Origin of the sequence: Gordonia sp. 852002-51296_SCH5728562-b (assembly GCF_001665475.1) — a bacterium.
GTDB classification, from domain to species: domain Bacteria; phylum Actinomycetota; class Actinomycetes; order Mycobacteriales; family Mycobacteriaceae; genus Gordonia; species Gordonia sputi.
This window is the reverse complement of record NZ_LZMI01000008.1, coordinates 128,697-144,768: the sequence shown is the minus strand read 5'-3', so window position 1 is coordinate 144,768 and position 16,072 is coordinate 128,697. Positions and strand designations below refer to the sequence as shown.

Sequence of the window (16,072 nt, the reverse complement as noted above, 5' to 3'; positions counted from 1 at the left end):
AGCTCATCGGGATCTGGTGACACTCAATTCGCCTTGCGGCGCAATCCGAATCGCAACGCCTCGCGGTTGACCCCGGCGACGGCGTCGAGCGGAATCCCGGCCGGGCAGACGTCGGCACACTCCCCGTAGGTGGAGCACGGGCCGAAGTCCTGTTCCATCTGCCCGGTGATCGCGTGCGCCCGCCTGCCACGCTCCTGTTTGCTCTGGGTCAGTGCGGCCAGATGGAGCAGTTTGGCGCCCGCGAACAGATGTGCGGCACCGTTGGGGCAGGCGGCAACACATGCGCCGCAGCCGATGCAGGCCGCGTAGTCGAGGGCCTTCTCGCTGGTGTTGTGGTCGACGAGTTCGGCGTCGGCATCGGGGGCCTGACCCGCCGCAACCGCGACGTGCCCGCCCGCCTCGATCACCCTGTCGAGTGCGGACCGGTCGACGACGAGGTCGCGGATGACCGGAAAACTGCTCGCGCGCAACGGTTCCAGGCGCAGGTGCGTCGCGCCGTCGAAGTGTCGGAGGTGTTGCCGACACGACGGCGTGTTGGGTGTCGGGCCATGTGGGCGGCCGTTCACCATCATTCCGCATGCGCCGCACACACCCTCGCGGCAGTCGGAGTCGAAGGCGATGGGTTGCTCGCCCGCGTCGACGAGATGATCGTTGAGGCGGTCGAGGACGTCGAGCAGCGACATCTCGGCCGTCGCGTCGTCGACCACGTAGCTCTCGAAGCGTCCGTCGTCGTCGGCGTCGGCCTGCCGCCAGGCTTCGATGGTGATTCTCATGCCGGCATCCTCACTGATCAAGTCTCACTTGTAGTTTCGTGTCTGCAATGGCACCGCGCTGAACTCGAGTGGTTCGCGGTGGCGGATCTGCTCCCCGGTTGGCGTGGTCTCCCACGCGGAGGCGAAGGTCCAATGCTCGTCGTCGCGTAGCGCCTCACCCTGCGCGGTCTGGTGTTCGACGCGGAAGTGCGCGCCGCACGACTCGTCGCGATCGAGCGCGTCGAGGCACATCAGTTCGGCGAGTTCCATGAAATCGGCGACGCGGCCCGCCCGTTCGAGTTCCTGATTGAACTGCGCGCCGCTGCCGACAACCCGTACGTCGGACCAGAATTCGTCGCGCAGCTCGCGGATCTCGGCGATGGCCGTCGTCAACGAGTCGGCGCTGCGCATGACGCCGCAGCCGCGATAGAGGATCTCGCCGAGCCTGCGGTGGAAGCGATCCGGGCCGGTGGTTCCGTCGACCGCGATCAGCCGGGATATCCGATCACGCACCGATGTGACCGCGTGCTGCACAGCCTCGTGATCGAGTGGCAGCGGTTCCTGTCCGAGCAGTGGCGCAAGGTAATTCGGCACGGAGTAGGGGAGAGTGAACCAGCCGTCGACGCATGCCGACAGCAGCGAGTTGGCGCCGAGGCGGTTGGCGCCGTGATAGCCCCATCCCACCTCTCCGCCGACGAAAAGGCCTGGGATCGACGACATCTGGTCGAAGTCCGACCAGAGTCCGCCCATGGTGAAGTGAGCCGCGGGCGCGATACGCATCGGGACTTCGTAGGGGTCTTCGCCGGTGGCGTCGCGGTACATCGAGAAGAGATTGCCGTAGCGCTCGGAGATGGTCGATTTGCCAAGGCGCGCAAGGGCGTCGGCGAAGTCGAGGTAGACGCTGTTGTGCAGCGGCCCCACCCCGTGCCCGCTGTTGATCTCGGTCACGGCCGCCCGCGACGCGACGTCGCGCGGGGTGAGGTTGCCGTAGGCGGGGTAGCGGCGTTCGAGGTAGTAGTCGCGCTCGGCGTCGGGAATGTCACCGGGAGCGCGGTCGTCGTGCTCCTTCTTCGGAACCCAGATGCGGCCGTCGTTGCGTAGCGACTCGCTCATGAGCGTCGTCTTGGACTGCCACTCGGCACTGACCGGCAGCGCGGTCGGGTGGAACTGGATGAACGACGGCGATGCCAGCAGCGCACCGCGACGATGGGCCCGCCACGACGCCGTCGCGTTGCAGTTGCGCGCCAGCGTCGACTGGAAGTAGACGGTGCCGTACCCGCCGGTCGCGAGCACGACGGCGTGCGCGGTCTGCGCGGTGATCTCGCCGGTCACCAGGTCGCGGACGACGATGCCCTGTGCGCGGCCGTCTGCCACGATCAGATCGAGCATCTCCTGGCGGGTGTGAAGGGTGACGGTGCCCGCCGCGACCTGGCGGAGCAACGCCTGCGACGCCGCGACCTGCAACTGCTGGCCGGTCTGGCCGCGCGTGTAGTAGGTGCGCGACACCTGCACCCCGCCGAAGCTGCGGGTGGCCAACGATCCGCCGTACTCGCGGGCGAAGGGTGCGCCGATGGCGTTGAGGTGATCGATGACCCGCACCGACTCCTCCGCGAGGCGGAAGGCATCGGCCTCACGGCCGCGGAAATCGCCACCCTTGACGGTATCGACGACGAATCGGTGCACTGAGTCGTTGTCGACCTTGCGTGCGCGTGCGGCATTGATGCCGCCCTGCGCGGCAACGCTGTGGGCTCGCCGCGGGGCGTCGTGGAAGGTGAACGACGACACGTTGTAGCCGAGTTCGCCCAGAGCGGCGGCACATCCGGCTCCGGCCAGGCCGGTACCCACCACGATCACGGTGAACTTGCGCCGATTGAGCGGGCCGACGAGCTTGTAGGCGTCGCGTCGACGCTGCCACGCGGTTGCCGGGTCGCCGTCGGGGACTCCGCCGGTCAGGTCGGTGCCGATGCGGCGACGGTCGTCGGTGCCGATCACGCGACGGTCGTCGGTGCCGATCAGGCGACGGTCGTCGCGGTCGGCCCTGAGATCAGACGTCGCGGCGTCGGGTGCGGTGTGCGTCATCGTCAGCTCACCAATCCCGCCAGAACGGCGATGGGAATCGAGATGTTGCCGATCATCACCGCGGCCGCGACGACGAGCGCGACGAGAGCGCCGAGGCGTCGAGTGCGGTGCCCGGTTGCGCCGAGGTCGTTGACGACGCTCCACAGGCCGTGCACGAGATGCGTGCCGAGGAGCACCATCACCAGGATGTAAAACGCGGCCACCGGCCAGCGCTGCAGACTCTCGACGAGATTGTGATAGGCGTGCGAGCTGGTCTCGGTGGTCGACACGAAGTGGTCGCTGGCCGCAGGTCGGGTCCCGGTCGTCAGGTCGAGGATGTGGAAGACGATGAAGATCAGTAGGACCAGCCCCGTGTAGGGCATCAGTGTCGCGGGGAGTCGTTTGATGCTCATGCCCTTCCGCCGGAAGCGGCCCTTGGCCTTGTGGGAGCGCCCGATCAGAATGAACGACGCTCCGACGTGCAGTACCAGGCAGAGCGCGAGGACCGCGCGGAAGATCCACAACATCCCCTCGTAGGGGAGAAGGGGTTCGAGCAGGGTGCGCAGCCAGTGCGCGTAGTCGTCGAAGTGGCCGGGGCCGGTGTAGACCTTCAGATTGCCGATCATGTGAACCAGCACGAACAGTGCGAACACCGTGCCGGTCAGCGCCATGGTCACCTTGAGGGTGACGTTGCTCGGACGCGGACGTTTCGACGTCGGCATGGGCGTGACGGCGCGTGGCGTTCCGACGGCTTTGCCAGAGTGTGGGGGTTTGTCGGCGCGCGGGGGGATGACCGTACTCATGTGCGGACCTGTCATCGACCCGAGGGCTGGGCGGGCCGGATGTGGATGTCCCTGCGTCCACGCTAATCATGTGTCGCGGATTCGGACCGCCCGTGGCGACATTCCGACTCGATTGATTCGGAAATGTCACACCGCCGGCGGATCGAGCTGGGTGAGCACGGACTGGCTATAGCAAGAGCGTCATGAACTGGTTGTGCGGACTCTCCTGGTAGTCGGCGAACGGCGGGCACGACACGAACCCGGCACTGCGGTACAGCGAGATCGCCGGAATGTGCAGCTCCGCTGTGCCGGTTTCCAGACTCACCCGCCGGTACCCGCGTCGACGGGCCTCGTCGATGACATGAGTCAGCAGCGCGCGGCCGACGCCGGTACCGCGTGCCGTTGGAGCGGCGCGCATCGATTTCACCTCGCCGTGCGTCGAGTCCAGCTCTTTGAGGGCGACGAATCCTGCGAGTTGTCGGTCGTCCGGTTCGCCGGTCCATGTTGTCCAGAAGCTGACGCCAGGAGCCGACAGGCCGGAGGCGTCGAGGGCGAAGGCGTACTCCGACATCACCGACCGCAGCTCACGGAGATGATGCTCGAGAAGGTCGGCGACGTAGGGGGCGGTCGGGTCGTCGAGCCTGATGTCCACGGTTTCCCAATCGGTCGGTGAGAAGTAGGGAAGTAGATGGGTATCGTCGCATGTTCTCAGTGAGACAATCCGCTGGCCCCGACCTGGATTTGAATCGAGGCCCCGACCTGGTGCATACTTGTCGGGTTGCCTTGACCGGCGGACGTGGTTTCACCGCGGCCCCGATCGGGTGAATGACTCCCAAGGCCCCCGAGTTCGGGACCAAGGGCGTGTAACGCGTGCGCCGAATCCGGTTCACGGACACGACACGCCCGACCGCGGGTGCCGGAGCACACCGGCTCGTACCAGCGACGAGCCAACGTACAACGACAGATGAACAGCGTCGATCCCCGACTCACGCGGAGATCTATGTGCCCGCCGGCCGGTGTCGGCCCCAGGTGCGCGGTGTTTGTCTGTCGAGAACAACTGACGGAAGAGGACACAGCGTGGCGGGACAAAAGATCCGCATCAGGCTCAAGGCCTACGACCACGAGGCGATCGACGCTTCGGCGCGCAAGATCGTGGAGACCGTGACCCGTACGGGTGCACGCGTCGTCGGCCCGGTGCCGTTGCCCACCGAAAAGAACGTGTACTGCGTCATCCGCTCGCCGCATAAGTACAAGGACAGCCGCGAGCACTTCGAGATGCGTACTCACAAGCGACTCATCGACATCCTCGACCCGACGCCGAAGACCGTCGACGCGCTCATGCGCATCGACCTTCCGGCCAGTGTCGACGTCAACATCCAGTAGGGCGGGGGCGAAGAGAAATCATGAGTAATCAGAGCGCGACCAAGGGCATTCTGGGCACCAAGCTCGGCATGACCCAGGTTTTCGACGAGAACAACCGTGTCGTTCCGGTCACTGTCATTCAGGCAGGCCCGAACGTCATCACCCAGCTCCGTAACGCCGAGCGTGACGGCTACACCGCCGTGCAGCTTGCCTACGGTGCGATCGATCCCCGCAAGGTGACCAAGCCGGTCGCAGGCCAGTTCGCGAAGGCAGGCGTCACGCCGCGTCGCCACCTGGCCGAGATCCGCGTCGCCGACACCAGCGAGTTCGAGGTCGGTCAGGAACTGACCGCCGAGATCTTCGCCGACGGTGCGCTGGTGGATGTCACCGGCACCTCCAAGGGCAAGGGATTTGCCGGCGCGATGAAGCGCCACGGCTTCTCCGGCCTTGGTGCCAGCCACGGCGCGCACCGCGTGCACCGTGCCCCCGGCTCGATCGGTGGCTGCGCCACCCCGGGTCGTGTCTTCAAGGGCATGCGGATGGCCGGTCGCATGGGTAACGACACCGTGACCACGCAGAACCTCACCGTCCACAAGGTGGACGCCGAGGCCGGTCTGCTGTTGATCAAGGGCGCCATCCCCGGCCGTAAGGGCGGAATCGTGGTCGTCCGTGACGCTGTGAAGGGTGGTGCGAACAAGTGAGCACCGAAACCACAACGAAACTGACGCTGGACGTCAAGACCGCCGACGGCAAGACCAACGGAACCGTTGATCTGCCCGCCGAGATCTTCGACGCACCCGCGAACATCGCACTGATGCACCAGGTCGTGGTGGCCCAGCAGGCCGCCGCTCGCCAGGGCACACACGCAACCAAGACCCGTGGACAGGTCAGCGGTGGCGGCGCCAAGCCGTACCGCCAGAAGGGCACCGGTCGCGCCCGCCAGGGTTCGACCCGCGCACCGCAGTTCACCGGTGGTGGCACCGTGCACGGCCCGCAGCCGCGCGACTACAGCCAGCGCACCCCCAAGAAGATGAAGGCAGCCGCCCTGCGCGGCGCGCTGAGTGACCGTGCTCGCAACGAGCGCATCCACGTCATCACCGAGCTCGTCGCAGGCCAGGCGCCGTCGACCAAGAGCGCTCGGCAGTTCTTGGAGGCACTGAGCACCCGACGTAAGTTCCTCGTCGTGCTCGGCCGCGAAGACCTGACCGCGTGGAAGAGCGTTGCGAACCTGAAGAACGTGCTGCCGATCGCTCCCGATCAGCTCAACACCTACGACGTCCTCGAGTCGGACGAACTGGTGTTCAGCGTCGAGACGCTCAACGCGTTCATCGCACAGAACACGTCGACGGCCAAGTCCGTCGCCAATGAGACAGAGGAGGCCTGAGCATGGCTACGCAGGCTGACCCGCGTGACATCATCCTGGCGCCGGTGATCTCGGAGAAGTCGTACGGACTCATCGAGGACAACGTCTACACCTTCCTGGTTCACCCGGACTCGAACAAGACGCAGATCAAGATCGCCGTCGAGCAGATCTTCGATGTGACCGTCACAAGCGTCAACACCGCGAACCGCCAGGGCAAGCGCAAGCGCACCCGCGCAGGCTACGGCCAGCGCAAGTCCACCAAGCGCGCGATCGTCACGTTGACCGCAGACAGCAAGCCCATCGAGATCTTCGGAGGACCGGTCGGCTGACCGGGACTTCAGAGAAGGACTGAGAACTCATGGCTATTCGTAAGTACAAGCCGACGACCCCGGGTCGTCGCGGATCGTCCGGCGCTGATTTCGCCGAGATCACTCGCGACCACCCCGAGAAGTCGCTGGTTCGTCCGCTGCACGGTCGCGGTGGACGTAACGCACACGGCCGGATCACCACCCGGCACAAGGGCGGCGGTCACAAGCGCGCATACCGCTTGATCGACTTCCGTCGTAACGACAAGGACGGCGTCAACGCCAAGGTCGCTCACATCGAGTACGACCCGAACCGCACCGCCCGCATCGCGCTGCTCCACTTCGTGGACGGCGAGAAGCGCTACATCATCGCGCCCAAGGGTCTGTCCCAGGGCGACGTGGTGGAGAGCGGTCCCGCCGCCGACATCAAGCCCGGCAACAACCTGCCGCTGCGCAACATCCCGACCGGTACCCAGGTGCACGCTGTTGAGCTGCGTCCGGGTGGCGGAGCGAAGATGGCTCGCAGCGCGGGCGCTTCGATCCAGCTCCTCGGTAAGGAAGGCGCGTACGCGACCCTCCGTATGCCGTCGGGCGAGATCCGTCGCGTCGACGTGCGCTGCCGCGCAACCGTCGGCGAGGTCGGCAACGCCGAGCAGTCGAACATCAACTGGGGTAAGGCCGGCCGTATGCGGTGGAAGGGCAAGCGCCCGACCGTCCGTGGTGTCGTGATGAACCCGGTCGACCACCCGCACGGTGGCGGCGAGGGCAAGACCTCCGGTGGTCGCCACCCGGTCAGCCCGTGGGGACAGCCTGAGGGCCGTACCCGTAAGAACAAGGCCAGCGACAAGCTGATCGTCCGGCGCCGTCGCACCGGCAAGAACAAGCGATAAGCACAGGAGGGAGTTAGAGAATGCCACGCAGCCTCAAGAAGGGCCCGTTCGTCGACGACCACCTGCTTGCCAAGGTGGACACGCAGAACGAAAAAGGCACCAAGCAGGTCATCAAGACCTGGTCGCGTCGTTCGACCATCATCCCCGACTTCATCGGTCACACCTTCGCCGTCCACGACGGTCGCAAGCACGTCCCGGTGTTCGTCTCGGACAACATGGTCGGGCACAAGCTGGGCGAGTTCGCCCCCACCCGTACCTTCAAGGGTCACATCAAGGATGACCGGAAAGCGAAGCGCCGGTAATGACTACGCAGACCGATAATCCCACCGCGAAGGCCACGGCCAAGTTCGTTCGCGTGACGCCGATGAAGGCCCGTCGTGTACTCGACCTGGTCCGCGGCAAGAACGTCGACGAGGCGCTCGACATCCTGCGGTTCGCACCGCAGTCGGCGTCGGAGCCCGTCTACAAGGTTCTCGCCAGCGCTGTCGCGAACGCGGAGAACAACCTGGATCTGGATCGCCGGACGCTCGTTGTCGCCACCGCATTCGCCGACGAGGGCCCCACGCTCAAGCGGTTCCAGCCGCGCGCACAGGGCCGCGCGTTCCGTATCCGCAAGCGCACCAGCCACATCACTGTTGTGGTCGAGAGTCTTCCCGAGAAGGCATCGTCCGCACGCGGCCGGTCGCGTCAGCCGAAGAAGAAGGGAGCCTGACAGTGGGCCAGAAAATCAACCCGCACGGCTTCCGTCTGGGCATCACCACCGACTGGAGTTCACGGTGGTACGCCGACAAGCAGTACGCGGAGTACGTGAAGGAAGATGTCGCCATCCGCAAGCTCCTCTCGACGGGGCTCGAGCGCGCAGGCATCGCCAAGGTGGAGATCGAGCGCACGCGTGACCGCGTCCGCGTCGACATCCACACCGCTCGTCCCGGCATCGTCATCGGCCGCCGTGGCGCCGAGGCCGACCGCATCCGTGGCGACCTGGAGAAGCTGACCGGTAAGCAGGTCCAGCTGAACATCCTCGAGGTCAAGAACCCGGAGTCGGAGGCCCAGCTCGTGGCGCAGGGCGTTGCGGAGCAGCTGAGCAACCGCGTGGCGTTCCGTCGTGCGATGCGCAAGGCGATCCAGTCGGCGATGCGTCAGCCGAACGTGAAGGGCATCCGAGTCCAGTGCTCGGGTCGCCTCGGCGGTGCAGAAATGAGCCGCAGTGAGTTCTACCGCGAAGGTCGCGTGCCGCTGCATACGCTGCGCGCCGACATCGACTACGGACTCTACGAAGCCAAGACGACCTTCGGCCGCATCGGTGTGAAGGTCTGGATCTACAAGGGTGACATCGTCGGTGGCAAGCGTGAGCTGTCCGCAGCCGCGCCGGCAGCCGAGGATCGTCGTCCGCGTCGTCCCAGCCGTCCTCGCCGCAGCGGTGCCTCTGGCACCACCGCCACCAGCACCGACGCAGGTCGGGCAGCGGAGGCTCCTGCCGAGGCAACTGCTGGCGCCGGCGCCGGAGCAGAAAAGCAGGAGGGCTGAGGCATGTTGATCCCTCGTCGGGTCAAGCACCGCAAGCAGCATCACCCGAGCCTCAAGGGCCAGGCCAAGGGCGGCACCAAGGTGACGTTCGGTGACTTCGGCATCCAGGCTCTGGAGAGCGCCTACATCACCAACCGTCAGATCGAGTCCGCTCGTATCGCCATCAACCGGCACATCAAGCGTGGCGGCAAGGTGTGGATCAACATCTTCCCCGACCGCCCGCTGACCAAGAAGCCTGCCGAGACCCGCATGGGTTCCGGTAAGGGTTCGCCCGAGTGGTGGGTTGCCCCGGTCAAGCCGGGTCGCGTGCTGTTCGAAATGACCTACCCCGATGAGCAGACCGCTCGCGAGGCCCTGCGCCGCGCGCAGCACAAGCTGCCCATCAAGACCCGGATCGTGACCAGAGAGGAGCAGTTCTGATGGCACTCGGAGTTGCAGCAGCTGAGCTTCGTGATCTCAGCGACACCGATCTGGTCGACCGGCTCAAAGAGTCGAAGGAAGAGCTCTTCAACCTTCGGTTCCAGATGGCTACCGGCCAGCTCGACAACAATCGTCGTCTGCGGACCGTGCGTCGCGAGATCGCACGCATCTACACCGTGATGCGCGAGCGTGAGCTTGGTTTGGCGTCGGGACCGGATGGTGATGACGCATGAGTGAGGACCAGAAGGTGACCGAAACCAACACCGCTGAGCGGAACCGTCGCAAGGAGCGCATCGGTTACGTCGTCAGCGACAAGATGCAGAAGACCATCGTGGTCGAGCTGGAAGATCGTAAGCGTCACGCGCTGTACGGCAAGATCATCCGGACCACGAGCAAGGTCAAGGCCCACGACGAGAAGGGCGATGCCGGCGTCGGCGACCGCGTGCGGATCATGGAGACCCGCCCGCTGTCCGCGACCAAGCACTGGCGTCTCGTCGAGGTGCTGGAGAAGGCAAAGTAAGAGCCGTCTCCATACAACTTCACAGTCGGCAATGGCCCGTCCCTTTTCGGGGGCGGGCCATTGCCGTTGTTTTGTCGCGGTGTTGTTCTGGCGGTAGGTGCAAGATTGTGCGCCTGCTGCAGATACGACTCGACCCGCCTGACGACATGGTCAGGCGGGTCGGTGATCGGTGCGCTGCTACTCACCCGGAGAGGTGGCCGGTGAGCAACTCGACCGTCGCGGTGAGCGGTCGTCCACCCCCGCTCACACTTCAACGATAAGAACGATGGTCAGCGCCAGACCAGGGACTTTGGACCCGATTGCGCCTACGTGGTCACCGACTGAATCCAGTTGATGTCGTCGGGCGTGACCTTGCGGGACTTCTCCGCGTAGTCGGCATGCTCGGACAAGAAGTGTCGAACCATTGGGCAGACGGGGACGATCAGCTTGCCCGCGGCGATCGAGTCGTCGAGGGCTTCCTGAATGACGATCGTGGCTAGGCCGCGTCCGCCGAAATCCGGGCCGACTTCGGTGTGGTAGAAAACGCGCTCGGCGGTGCCGTCATGATCACGATCCCGGTAGGCGGTCAGTCCTGCGACCCTGCCGTCGACGCTGATCTGGTAGCGGTTCTCGTCGGCGAGGTGGGTGACGTTGGTTTCGGCTCCGGTTTTGTCGATTGTCATGGGTCCGAGGGTAGGCGGTCGTTTCTCCGCTTACAGTCACCTGCGTGTTTGCCGGGCGGCGGCGACGCATTGGCGCACTAGTGTGGAGAATGGCCGGGGGACTGTGACCGCCATTGGATGGAGACCTGCATGAGCACACTGTCCGTCGTAGTTCCTGCTTTCAATGAGGAGGGCTCGATCGGGGACTGTCTCGACCATTTGCTCAATCAGACACGGCCTATCGACGAGATCATCATCGTCGACAATGCGTCGACCGATCGCACCGCCGATGTGGTCAGCGAGTACATCGCCGAGTACGGAAGCCGTGTGAGGCTGGTTCACGAGCCGACGAAGGGTATCGTCGCGGCGCGCAGATGTGGTTTCGATGCCGCGTCGTCGGACATCATCGCCAGGACGGACGCCGACACCCTGGCGAAACCCGAGTGGGCAGATCAAATCGTGAGCTTTCTCGATAGCCGCCAAGGGGCCGACTACGCGGCTGTGACGGGACTGATCCTCGCGTCCGACGGTCCGGCGTACGACCGCATGCACAAGCTCGCGCTCGGTGCAATGGGAGGCAAGCTGAAAGACGGCGGTGACATCGAGTCGATCGCTGGAGCGAACTTCGCGTTGAGGTCGGATGCCTGGCACGCAGTGAAGGACTCGTTGTCCGACAGAGCTGACATCTGGGATGACCTCGACTTGGGGCTGGCGCTGCGTGAGCGACAGCTCAAGCGCTATTTTCTACCTGCCATGATCGTCGATACGTCGATGCGCCAGTTCCGCCATTCTCCCTGGGAGAACAGACAGTACATCCTGGCCGGGATCCGAACAGCTGCCGCGCGCGGCGATCGAAAGGTTGTTGCGATGATGTGTGCGGAGTTGCCATTTCGGATAGTGACGTTCACGGGAATGTGGCTCATCTTCAGGCCGTGGGACGACGATCAGAAGAATTGGCGCCCACATCGGCTACTGAAGAAGATGAAGCGCGAACGTAAGCTCATCACCTCGGGCCGCTGAACTATCGGGTGATGGCCGAGCCGCGCTGCTCGACGGGCGCGAAGAACCTTGCGAGGGACCACGTTCCTGACGCGGGGTCCCACGGCCGTACGACGAGCCACAGGAGCGTGAAGAAGGCAAGATTGAATGGGGCGGCGACCACGCGCACCGCGGCGTCGCCGAAGTCACGATCGTCGATCGCCGTCTTGATACCCGCAACGAGAAGGCTGACGTTTCCCGTTGGAGCGATCAGCACCCGTCGCGGCGACGTCAGGGCACGCATGTCGGGGTTGTAGTACATCGGGATGTCTTGGCGCCGCAATGCATTACTAAGCACCTGGTCTTCGTGTGTACCAGGCAGGTCGTGATGCGTAACCCACTCGCGGACGGTGGCCCAAGCGGTTGCACGGATGGCCATGCTTGCTCCGACCACAGCGGGTAGTTCACCGCCGTCGCCCTTGCCCTGGATTCTCATGCTCCACAGATATGCGGCCGTCAATGCGCCCTGCAGCGGTGCGTCGTAGAACATGAGCACGCCGGTAACCGCGGCCCACGTGCCATTGCGCAGAGAGTCGAGCACTGCTTCCGACCATCCCGGGGCCATACGTGTGTCGGCGTCGATTCGAGCGATGATGTCGCCGCGGGCCGCATCGAACCCGGTGGCTCTTGCGAACGCGACGCCCTGACGCGGTTCGACGATGAGTCGTATGCGGTGATCGGCGGCCACATACTCGCCGACGATGGCTACTGTGCTGTCTGTCGACGAATTGTCGACGACGAGTATCTCGTCGAACGCTGGTTGCTGTGCGACCGCGCTATCCAGACAGGCGGCGATGGTGGCCTCTTCGTTGTATGCCGGGATGACCAGCGAGATTGTCACAGTTGCTCCTTTCTCTCGGTGCCTAGCTACCGGAAGCTAACGAACGTCACCCACGGCGGGTCGCGGCCTTTCGATACCCGCGAATCGCGGGAAGAAGGAATACCCCGATCATCACCGCGGCCCAGGCGAGCGTCTTGATCAGGTTCTCGGTGATGGGGCCGCCCGCCGCGAGCGCCCGCATCACCTCGATTGCGGGCGACATCGGCTGGTTGTTGACGATCGGCTGAAGCCAGCCGGGGTAGGTGTCTGCCGGGGCGAAGCCGGAGTTGAAGAACATGAGCAACGTCGAAATCAGCGAAAGCAGCGGTACCAGTGGGGCTTTGGCGGGGGAGTTGACGGCCAGTGCGAGGACCATCGTCGAAAATGCGATCCCGTAGACGAGCGCGATCATCACGATGCCTATCGCGGGGAGTGCACCCTGATTCAAGCGGAAGCCGATCAGATAACCCGCTGCCAGCAAGATCAGTGTGGTCATCAGGATGCGGGTCAACTCCGCGCATACCCGCGCGGCGAGGTCGGCGCTGCGGTGGATCGGTAGTACATAGAGCCGGGCGAGCAGGCCAGTGCCCGACTCGAGATTCAGGCGCACACCCGCCGCCATGGAACCGAACATCGCACCCAATAGGATCACCAGCGGGACGGTGCCGAACGCGCTGTCCTGGCCCGTCGCGTTGCCGACCGCGTCACCGAGGACGACCTTGAACATCACCATACTGATGACCGGCACGATGAGGCTCTGGAGCATCGTCGAGCGATCGCGAAACCACACCGACAACTGGCGGCCGGTGAGTGCGCGGGTCTGGTCGAGAAACGCGTGCACCGACCGCTCTGAGTCTTCGGCGTGCACGGTAGGCCCGACGAAGGTGGTTGCGGTGACCGCTTCGGCAGCGGTCATCGTCCGAGCTTTCGTCTGGCGAGTTGATACAGCAGCACACACAGGACGGCGAAACCCGCCATCCACGCGAATGCCGGATACAACGTGTGCCAGGTGGCCGTTCCATCGTTGAGGCTGCGCATGGCGCCGGTCAGCTGGGAGAACGGCTGATTACGAACGAATGGGCGTATCCACTCGGGAAACTGCGTCTCGGGCACAAAGCCGGTGGAGAGCATCCCGAAGATCAGCAGGGGCAGGCCCAGGATCTGACTGGTTGCCTCGGGGCTCGGCGCCACCGCGCCGATCGCGTCGGCCAGGAGTACGAACAACAAACCGATCGCGAGTGACAGAACGACCAGCCCGACGCCTTGACCGCCGTCGACGGGGCGCCAGCCGATCATCAGACTTGCTACGCACGCACACATCAGTGCCACAACGAGTAGAACGACGTTCGTCGACGTCCGCGCCAGCACCGGAATCGCCGACGGAATCGGCATCGCACGGAAGCGGCGGTTGATGCCTGCATCGGTGTCGGTGGCCGATCGCATCGCCGCGGAAGTGGCGGCGAAACCCATGGACTGTAGTGCGATGATCGGCATGAGGTACTGCGCGTAGTTCATGCCCGGGTATTGGTTCATGATCGTGCGCAGCGGCAGATAGAAGCACAGCGCGAATAGTGCTGGTGCGATCAGGGAGAACGCGATCTCACCTGTGCGTATGACGCGCATGAGGCCCCTAGACGTCAGCGCCCACCATTGCTCGACGGCCCGTGGCGACGCCGCGACGACTGCTCCGAGTCCCGGCTCGACCGCGGTCACGCGTCCGCGTCCTGGGATGGTGCGGTCAGGTCCAGGAAGACCTCGTCGAGAGAGGGCTTGCGCATGACCACATCAGAGAGCTCGATCTTGGCCTCCGTGCATCGACGGACCACTTCGACGAGAGTCTGGGTCCCGTCGGGCGCGGGCACCGCAATCGAGTCGGTTTCGTCCTCGCTGGTCTGAGTGGAGTCCTTCGACCTACGGATGAGATCGGAGAGCAACTCGGTCAACCGCGGGATGTCCTCGGCGAAGGTCGGGGTCACTTCACAGACCGTTCCGCCGGTCTGCGACTTCAGCTCGTCCGATGTGCCCTCGGCGATGACCCGACCGTGATCGATGACGACGATGCTGTCGCTGAGTACATCGGCCTCTTCCAGATATTGCGTGGTGAGCAGGGTCGTCACTCCCGACTCGCGTAGACGAGAGACGAGAGACCACACCTCGTGTCGGCTACGCGGGTCGAGTCCGGTGGTCGGCTCGTCGAGGAACACGACTTCAGGCGACGTGACCAGGCCACACGCGATGTCGATCCGACGTCGCATACCTCCGGAATACTCGTGGACCTTGCGTTCGGCGGCTCCGGTCAACCCGAACATCTCGAGGAGCTCAGCTGCGCGTTCGGTTGCTCGCTTCTTGCCGAGGCCGAGGAGCCGACCGAAGAGCACCAGGTTCTCGCGACCGCTGAGCGCCTCGTCGAGCGCAGCGAACTGTCCGGTGAGTGTGATCGCCCTGCGCACACCCGCTGGGTTGTCGGTGATGTCGTGACCTGCAACGGTCGCCGATCCTGCGTCGGGCTTGAGAAGTGTGCACAGCATGTTGACCGTCGTCGTCTTGCCCGCGCCGTTCGGCCCGAGTACCGCGAGCACCTTGCCTGCAGGCACCGAAAAGCTCACGTCATCGACTGCGACGTTGTCTCCGAACACCTTCCGGAGGTTGCGCACCTCGATGGCGGGAGCAGCGTGTGCTGATGTCTGCGCGGCCTGTGTGGGCTCCGGCGACGCCGTTGTGTGCGGGTTCCCGGTGGTCTGCGTGGACTCGGTTGGCGGTTTAGGTCCCGTTGTTACTGTGCGCACTGTCGGCGCCGGGCGGCCCGGCCAATCGGTGTCGCTCGCCGTGCGCCAACCGTCGCCGATGGTGTCGAGGACAGCGATGTCAGCCGTCGTCTGCGGGCGCGTTGTCGGAGGCGTTGTGACAGGGGGGTGTGCCGACTGAGCCCACTGCGTGCCATCCATAGCCTGAGCGCCATTTGGCTGCTGCGTGCCGTTCAGACGTGCCGTGCTGCTGTCCGCTGCTACCCGAGGTCGCCACCCCGAATCGCCATCGACGGCAGCGTGGCGGCCGGGTGAGGCTCCGCTACCCTCGGCCAACGTATCGCTGCCCCTGGCTCTCGTGTCGCCCTCGGCCCCACTGTCGCCACGTGTTGCCCACATACCGTCACCAGCGGCGCGCGCTGATGACAGCACGTATCCGCTGTCCGCGATCGCCGGATCGCGTGCTGCGTGGCGGCCGCGCGACTGCTCTGGCATCGGTCTCCTCGCTTCGGTGCACACCCGTCTGGCGACTGGCGTTGTTATGGCTTCGCCGCACTCTCGACCCTACGCAATCGCGTGACTTCAGGATCAAGAGTGCCGTGATCGAATCGTGGGATCCGACCGAGAGCAACTGTTCTCCTCTGTATGACCGTCCGTCGAACGTTAGGTGTTACACGTGGTTGGTGTGTCTCGCGAACGATGACACGAATTCTCAGAATCGTCTTGCGTGTAACGCCAGGTAACCGCAGAGCGACGTTCTAGAGGAGATCCACGGAAGCCGCCCCCCCGGGTTGTCTGGAGTAAATGGTTCGCTGTGAATTTCCTGCGGATATTCGCGCGGCCGTGTACC

Annotated in this window: 21 protein-coding genes; 12 read left to right on the top strand and 9 right to left on the bottom strand. The window is 64.7% G+C overall.

What is annotated here, in order from left to right; genetic code table 11:
- Positions 1–23: 23 nt before the first annotated feature.
- The 4 genes from A5766_RS01655 to A5766_RS01640 form a co-directional block, all read right to left on the bottom strand.
- Positions 24–773 carry a succinate dehydrogenase/fumarate reductase iron-sulfur subunit gene (locus A5766_RS01655; protein WP_064862855.1) on the bottom strand — a complete coding sequence of 250 codons (750 nt, stop codon included), beginning with the start codon at positions 771–773 and terminating at the stop codon, positions 24–26.
- A 24-nt stretch (positions 774–797) separates the two neighbouring features.
- On the bottom strand, positions 798–2,831 hold the full coding sequence (locus tag A5766_RS01650; RefSeq protein ID WP_197501265.1) for a fumarate reductase/succinate dehydrogenase flavoprotein subunit: 2,034 nt from the start codon (positions 2,829–2,831) through the stop codon (positions 798–800).
- Between the two features lie 2 nt (positions 2,832–2,833).
- The gene (locus A5766_RS01645) at positions 2,834–3,613 is read right to left on the bottom strand and encodes a succinate dehydrogenase cytochrome b subunit (RefSeq protein WP_064862856.1); all 780 of its coding nucleotides are present in this window, start codon (positions 3,611–3,613) and stop codon (positions 2,834–2,836) included.
- A 166-nt stretch (positions 3,614–3,779) separates the two neighbouring features.
- A complete protein-coding gene (locus A5766_RS01640; protein ID WP_064862857.1) occupies positions 3,780–4,244 on the bottom strand; it encodes a GNAT family N-acetyltransferase in 465 nt (154 codons plus the stop codon).
- 425 nt (positions 4,245–4,669) lie between these two features.
- Between A5766_RS01640 and rpsJ the strand changes: the two genes are divergently transcribed.
- Genes rpsJ through rpsQ form a run of 11 tightly spaced genes read left to right on the top strand, consistent with a single transcriptional unit; the run spans position 4,670 to position 9,979 of the window.
- Positions 4,670–4,975, top strand: coding sequence for a 30S ribosomal protein S10 (gene rpsJ / locus A5766_RS01635; protein ID WP_003938093.1), 306 nt, complete (start codon positions 4,670–4,672; stop codon positions 4,973–4,975).
- Positions 4,976–4,995: 20 nt separating this feature from the next.
- Complete coding sequence (gene rplC / locus A5766_RS01630) at positions 4,996–5,655, top strand: 50S ribosomal protein L3 (RefSeq protein WP_064862858.1); 660 nt, start codon at positions 4,996–4,998, stop codon at positions 5,653–5,655.
- Positions 5,652–6,338: a 50S ribosomal protein L4 gene (gene rplD / locus A5766_RS01625; protein WP_064903135.1), complete on the top strand. Its 687-nt coding sequence runs from the start codon at positions 5,652–5,654 to the stop codon at positions 6,336–6,338. Before rplC ends, rplD begins: the two co-directional genes overlap by 4 nt.
- Before the next feature lie 2 nt (positions 6,339–6,340).
- Positions 6,341–6,646 carry a 50S ribosomal protein L23 gene (gene rplW / locus A5766_RS01620; RefSeq protein ID WP_005203935.1) on the top strand — a complete coding sequence of 102 codons (306 nt, stop codon included), beginning with the start codon at positions 6,341–6,343 and terminating at the stop codon, positions 6,644–6,646.
- Positions 6,647–6,675: 29 nt separating this feature from the next.
- A complete protein-coding gene (rplB, locus tag A5766_RS01615; RefSeq protein ID WP_005203943.1) occupies positions 6,676–7,512 on the top strand; it encodes a 50S ribosomal protein L2 in 837 nt (278 codons plus the stop codon).
- 20 nt (positions 7,513–7,532) lie between these two features.
- Positions 7,533–7,814: a 30S ribosomal protein S19 gene (gene rpsS / locus A5766_RS01610; protein ID WP_005203946.1), complete on the top strand. Its 282-nt coding sequence runs from the start codon at positions 7,533–7,535 to the stop codon at positions 7,812–7,814.
- Positions 7,814–8,224 carry a 50S ribosomal protein L22 gene (gene rplV / locus A5766_RS01605; protein ID WP_005170314.1) on the top strand — a complete coding sequence of 137 codons (411 nt, stop codon included), beginning with the start codon at positions 7,814–7,816 and terminating at the stop codon, positions 8,222–8,224. The genes rpsS and rplV overlap by 1 nt, the downstream gene beginning before the upstream one ends.
- 2 nt (positions 8,225–8,226) lie before the next feature.
- Positions 8,227–9,039, top strand: a complete 813-nt coding sequence (gene rpsC, locus A5766_RS01600; protein ID WP_005170317.1) for a 30S ribosomal protein S3 — start codon at positions 8,227–8,229, stop codon at positions 9,037–9,039.
- Between the two features lie 3 nt (positions 9,040–9,042).
- A complete protein-coding gene (rplP, locus tag A5766_RS01595; protein WP_005203950.1) occupies positions 9,043–9,459 on the top strand; it encodes a 50S ribosomal protein L16 in 417 nt (138 codons plus the stop codon).
- Positions 9,459–9,692 carry a 50S ribosomal protein L29 gene (gene rpmC / locus A5766_RS01590; protein WP_005203954.1) on the top strand — a complete coding sequence of 78 codons (234 nt, stop codon included), beginning with the start codon at positions 9,459–9,461 and terminating at the stop codon, positions 9,690–9,692. The genes rplP and rpmC overlap by 1 nt, the downstream gene beginning before the upstream one ends.
- Positions 9,689–9,979, top strand: a complete 291-nt coding sequence (gene rpsQ, locus A5766_RS01585; RefSeq protein ID WP_005203958.1) for a 30S ribosomal protein S17 — start codon at positions 9,689–9,691, stop codon at positions 9,977–9,979. The genes rpmC and rpsQ overlap by 4 nt, the downstream gene beginning before the upstream one ends.
- 305 nt (positions 9,980–10,284) lie before the next feature.
- Here rpsQ and A5766_RS01580 read toward each other — a convergent pair whose 3' ends face one another.
- Positions 10,285–10,641, bottom strand: coding sequence for a GNAT family N-acetyltransferase (locus tag A5766_RS01580; protein WP_064903133.1), 357 nt, complete (start codon positions 10,639–10,641; stop codon positions 10,285–10,287).
- A gap of 129 nt (positions 10,642–10,770) precedes the next feature.
- On the opposite strand from A5766_RS01580, the gene A5766_RS01575 reads away from it, so the two are divergent.
- On the top strand, positions 10,771–11,640 hold the full coding sequence (locus A5766_RS01575; RefSeq protein WP_064903143.1) for a glycosyltransferase family 2 protein: 870 nt from the start codon (positions 10,771–10,773) through the stop codon (positions 11,638–11,640).
- Between the two features lies 1 nt (position 11,641).
- Here the strand turns inward: A5766_RS01575 and A5766_RS01570 are convergent, their stop codons facing one another.
- Genes A5766_RS01570 through A5766_RS01555 form a run of 4 tightly spaced genes read right to left on the bottom strand, consistent with a single transcriptional unit; the run spans position 11,642 to position 15,717 of the window.
- Positions 11,642–12,499, bottom strand: a complete 858-nt coding sequence (locus A5766_RS01570) for a glycosyltransferase family 2 protein (protein ID WP_064903131.1) — start codon at positions 12,497–12,499, stop codon at positions 11,642–11,644.
- Positions 12,500–12,545: 46 nt separating this feature from the next.
- Positions 12,546–13,394, bottom strand: coding sequence for an ABC transporter permease (locus A5766_RS01565; RefSeq protein WP_064903129.1), 849 nt, complete (start codon positions 13,392–13,394; stop codon positions 12,546–12,548).
- The gene (locus A5766_RS01560; protein ID WP_064903127.1) at positions 13,391–14,191 is read right to left on the bottom strand and encodes an ABC transporter permease; all 801 of its coding nucleotides are present in this window, start codon (positions 14,189–14,191) and stop codon (positions 13,391–13,393) included. The genes A5766_RS01565 and A5766_RS01560 overlap by 4 nt, the downstream gene beginning before the upstream one ends.
- Positions 14,188–15,717 carry an ATP-binding cassette domain-containing protein gene (locus A5766_RS01555; RefSeq protein ID WP_064903125.1) on the bottom strand — a complete coding sequence of 510 codons (1,530 nt, stop codon included), beginning with the start codon at positions 15,715–15,717 and terminating at the stop codon, positions 14,188–14,190. Before A5766_RS01555 ends, A5766_RS01560 begins: the two co-directional genes overlap by 4 nt.
- Positions 15,718–16,072: the final 355 nt, after the last annotated feature.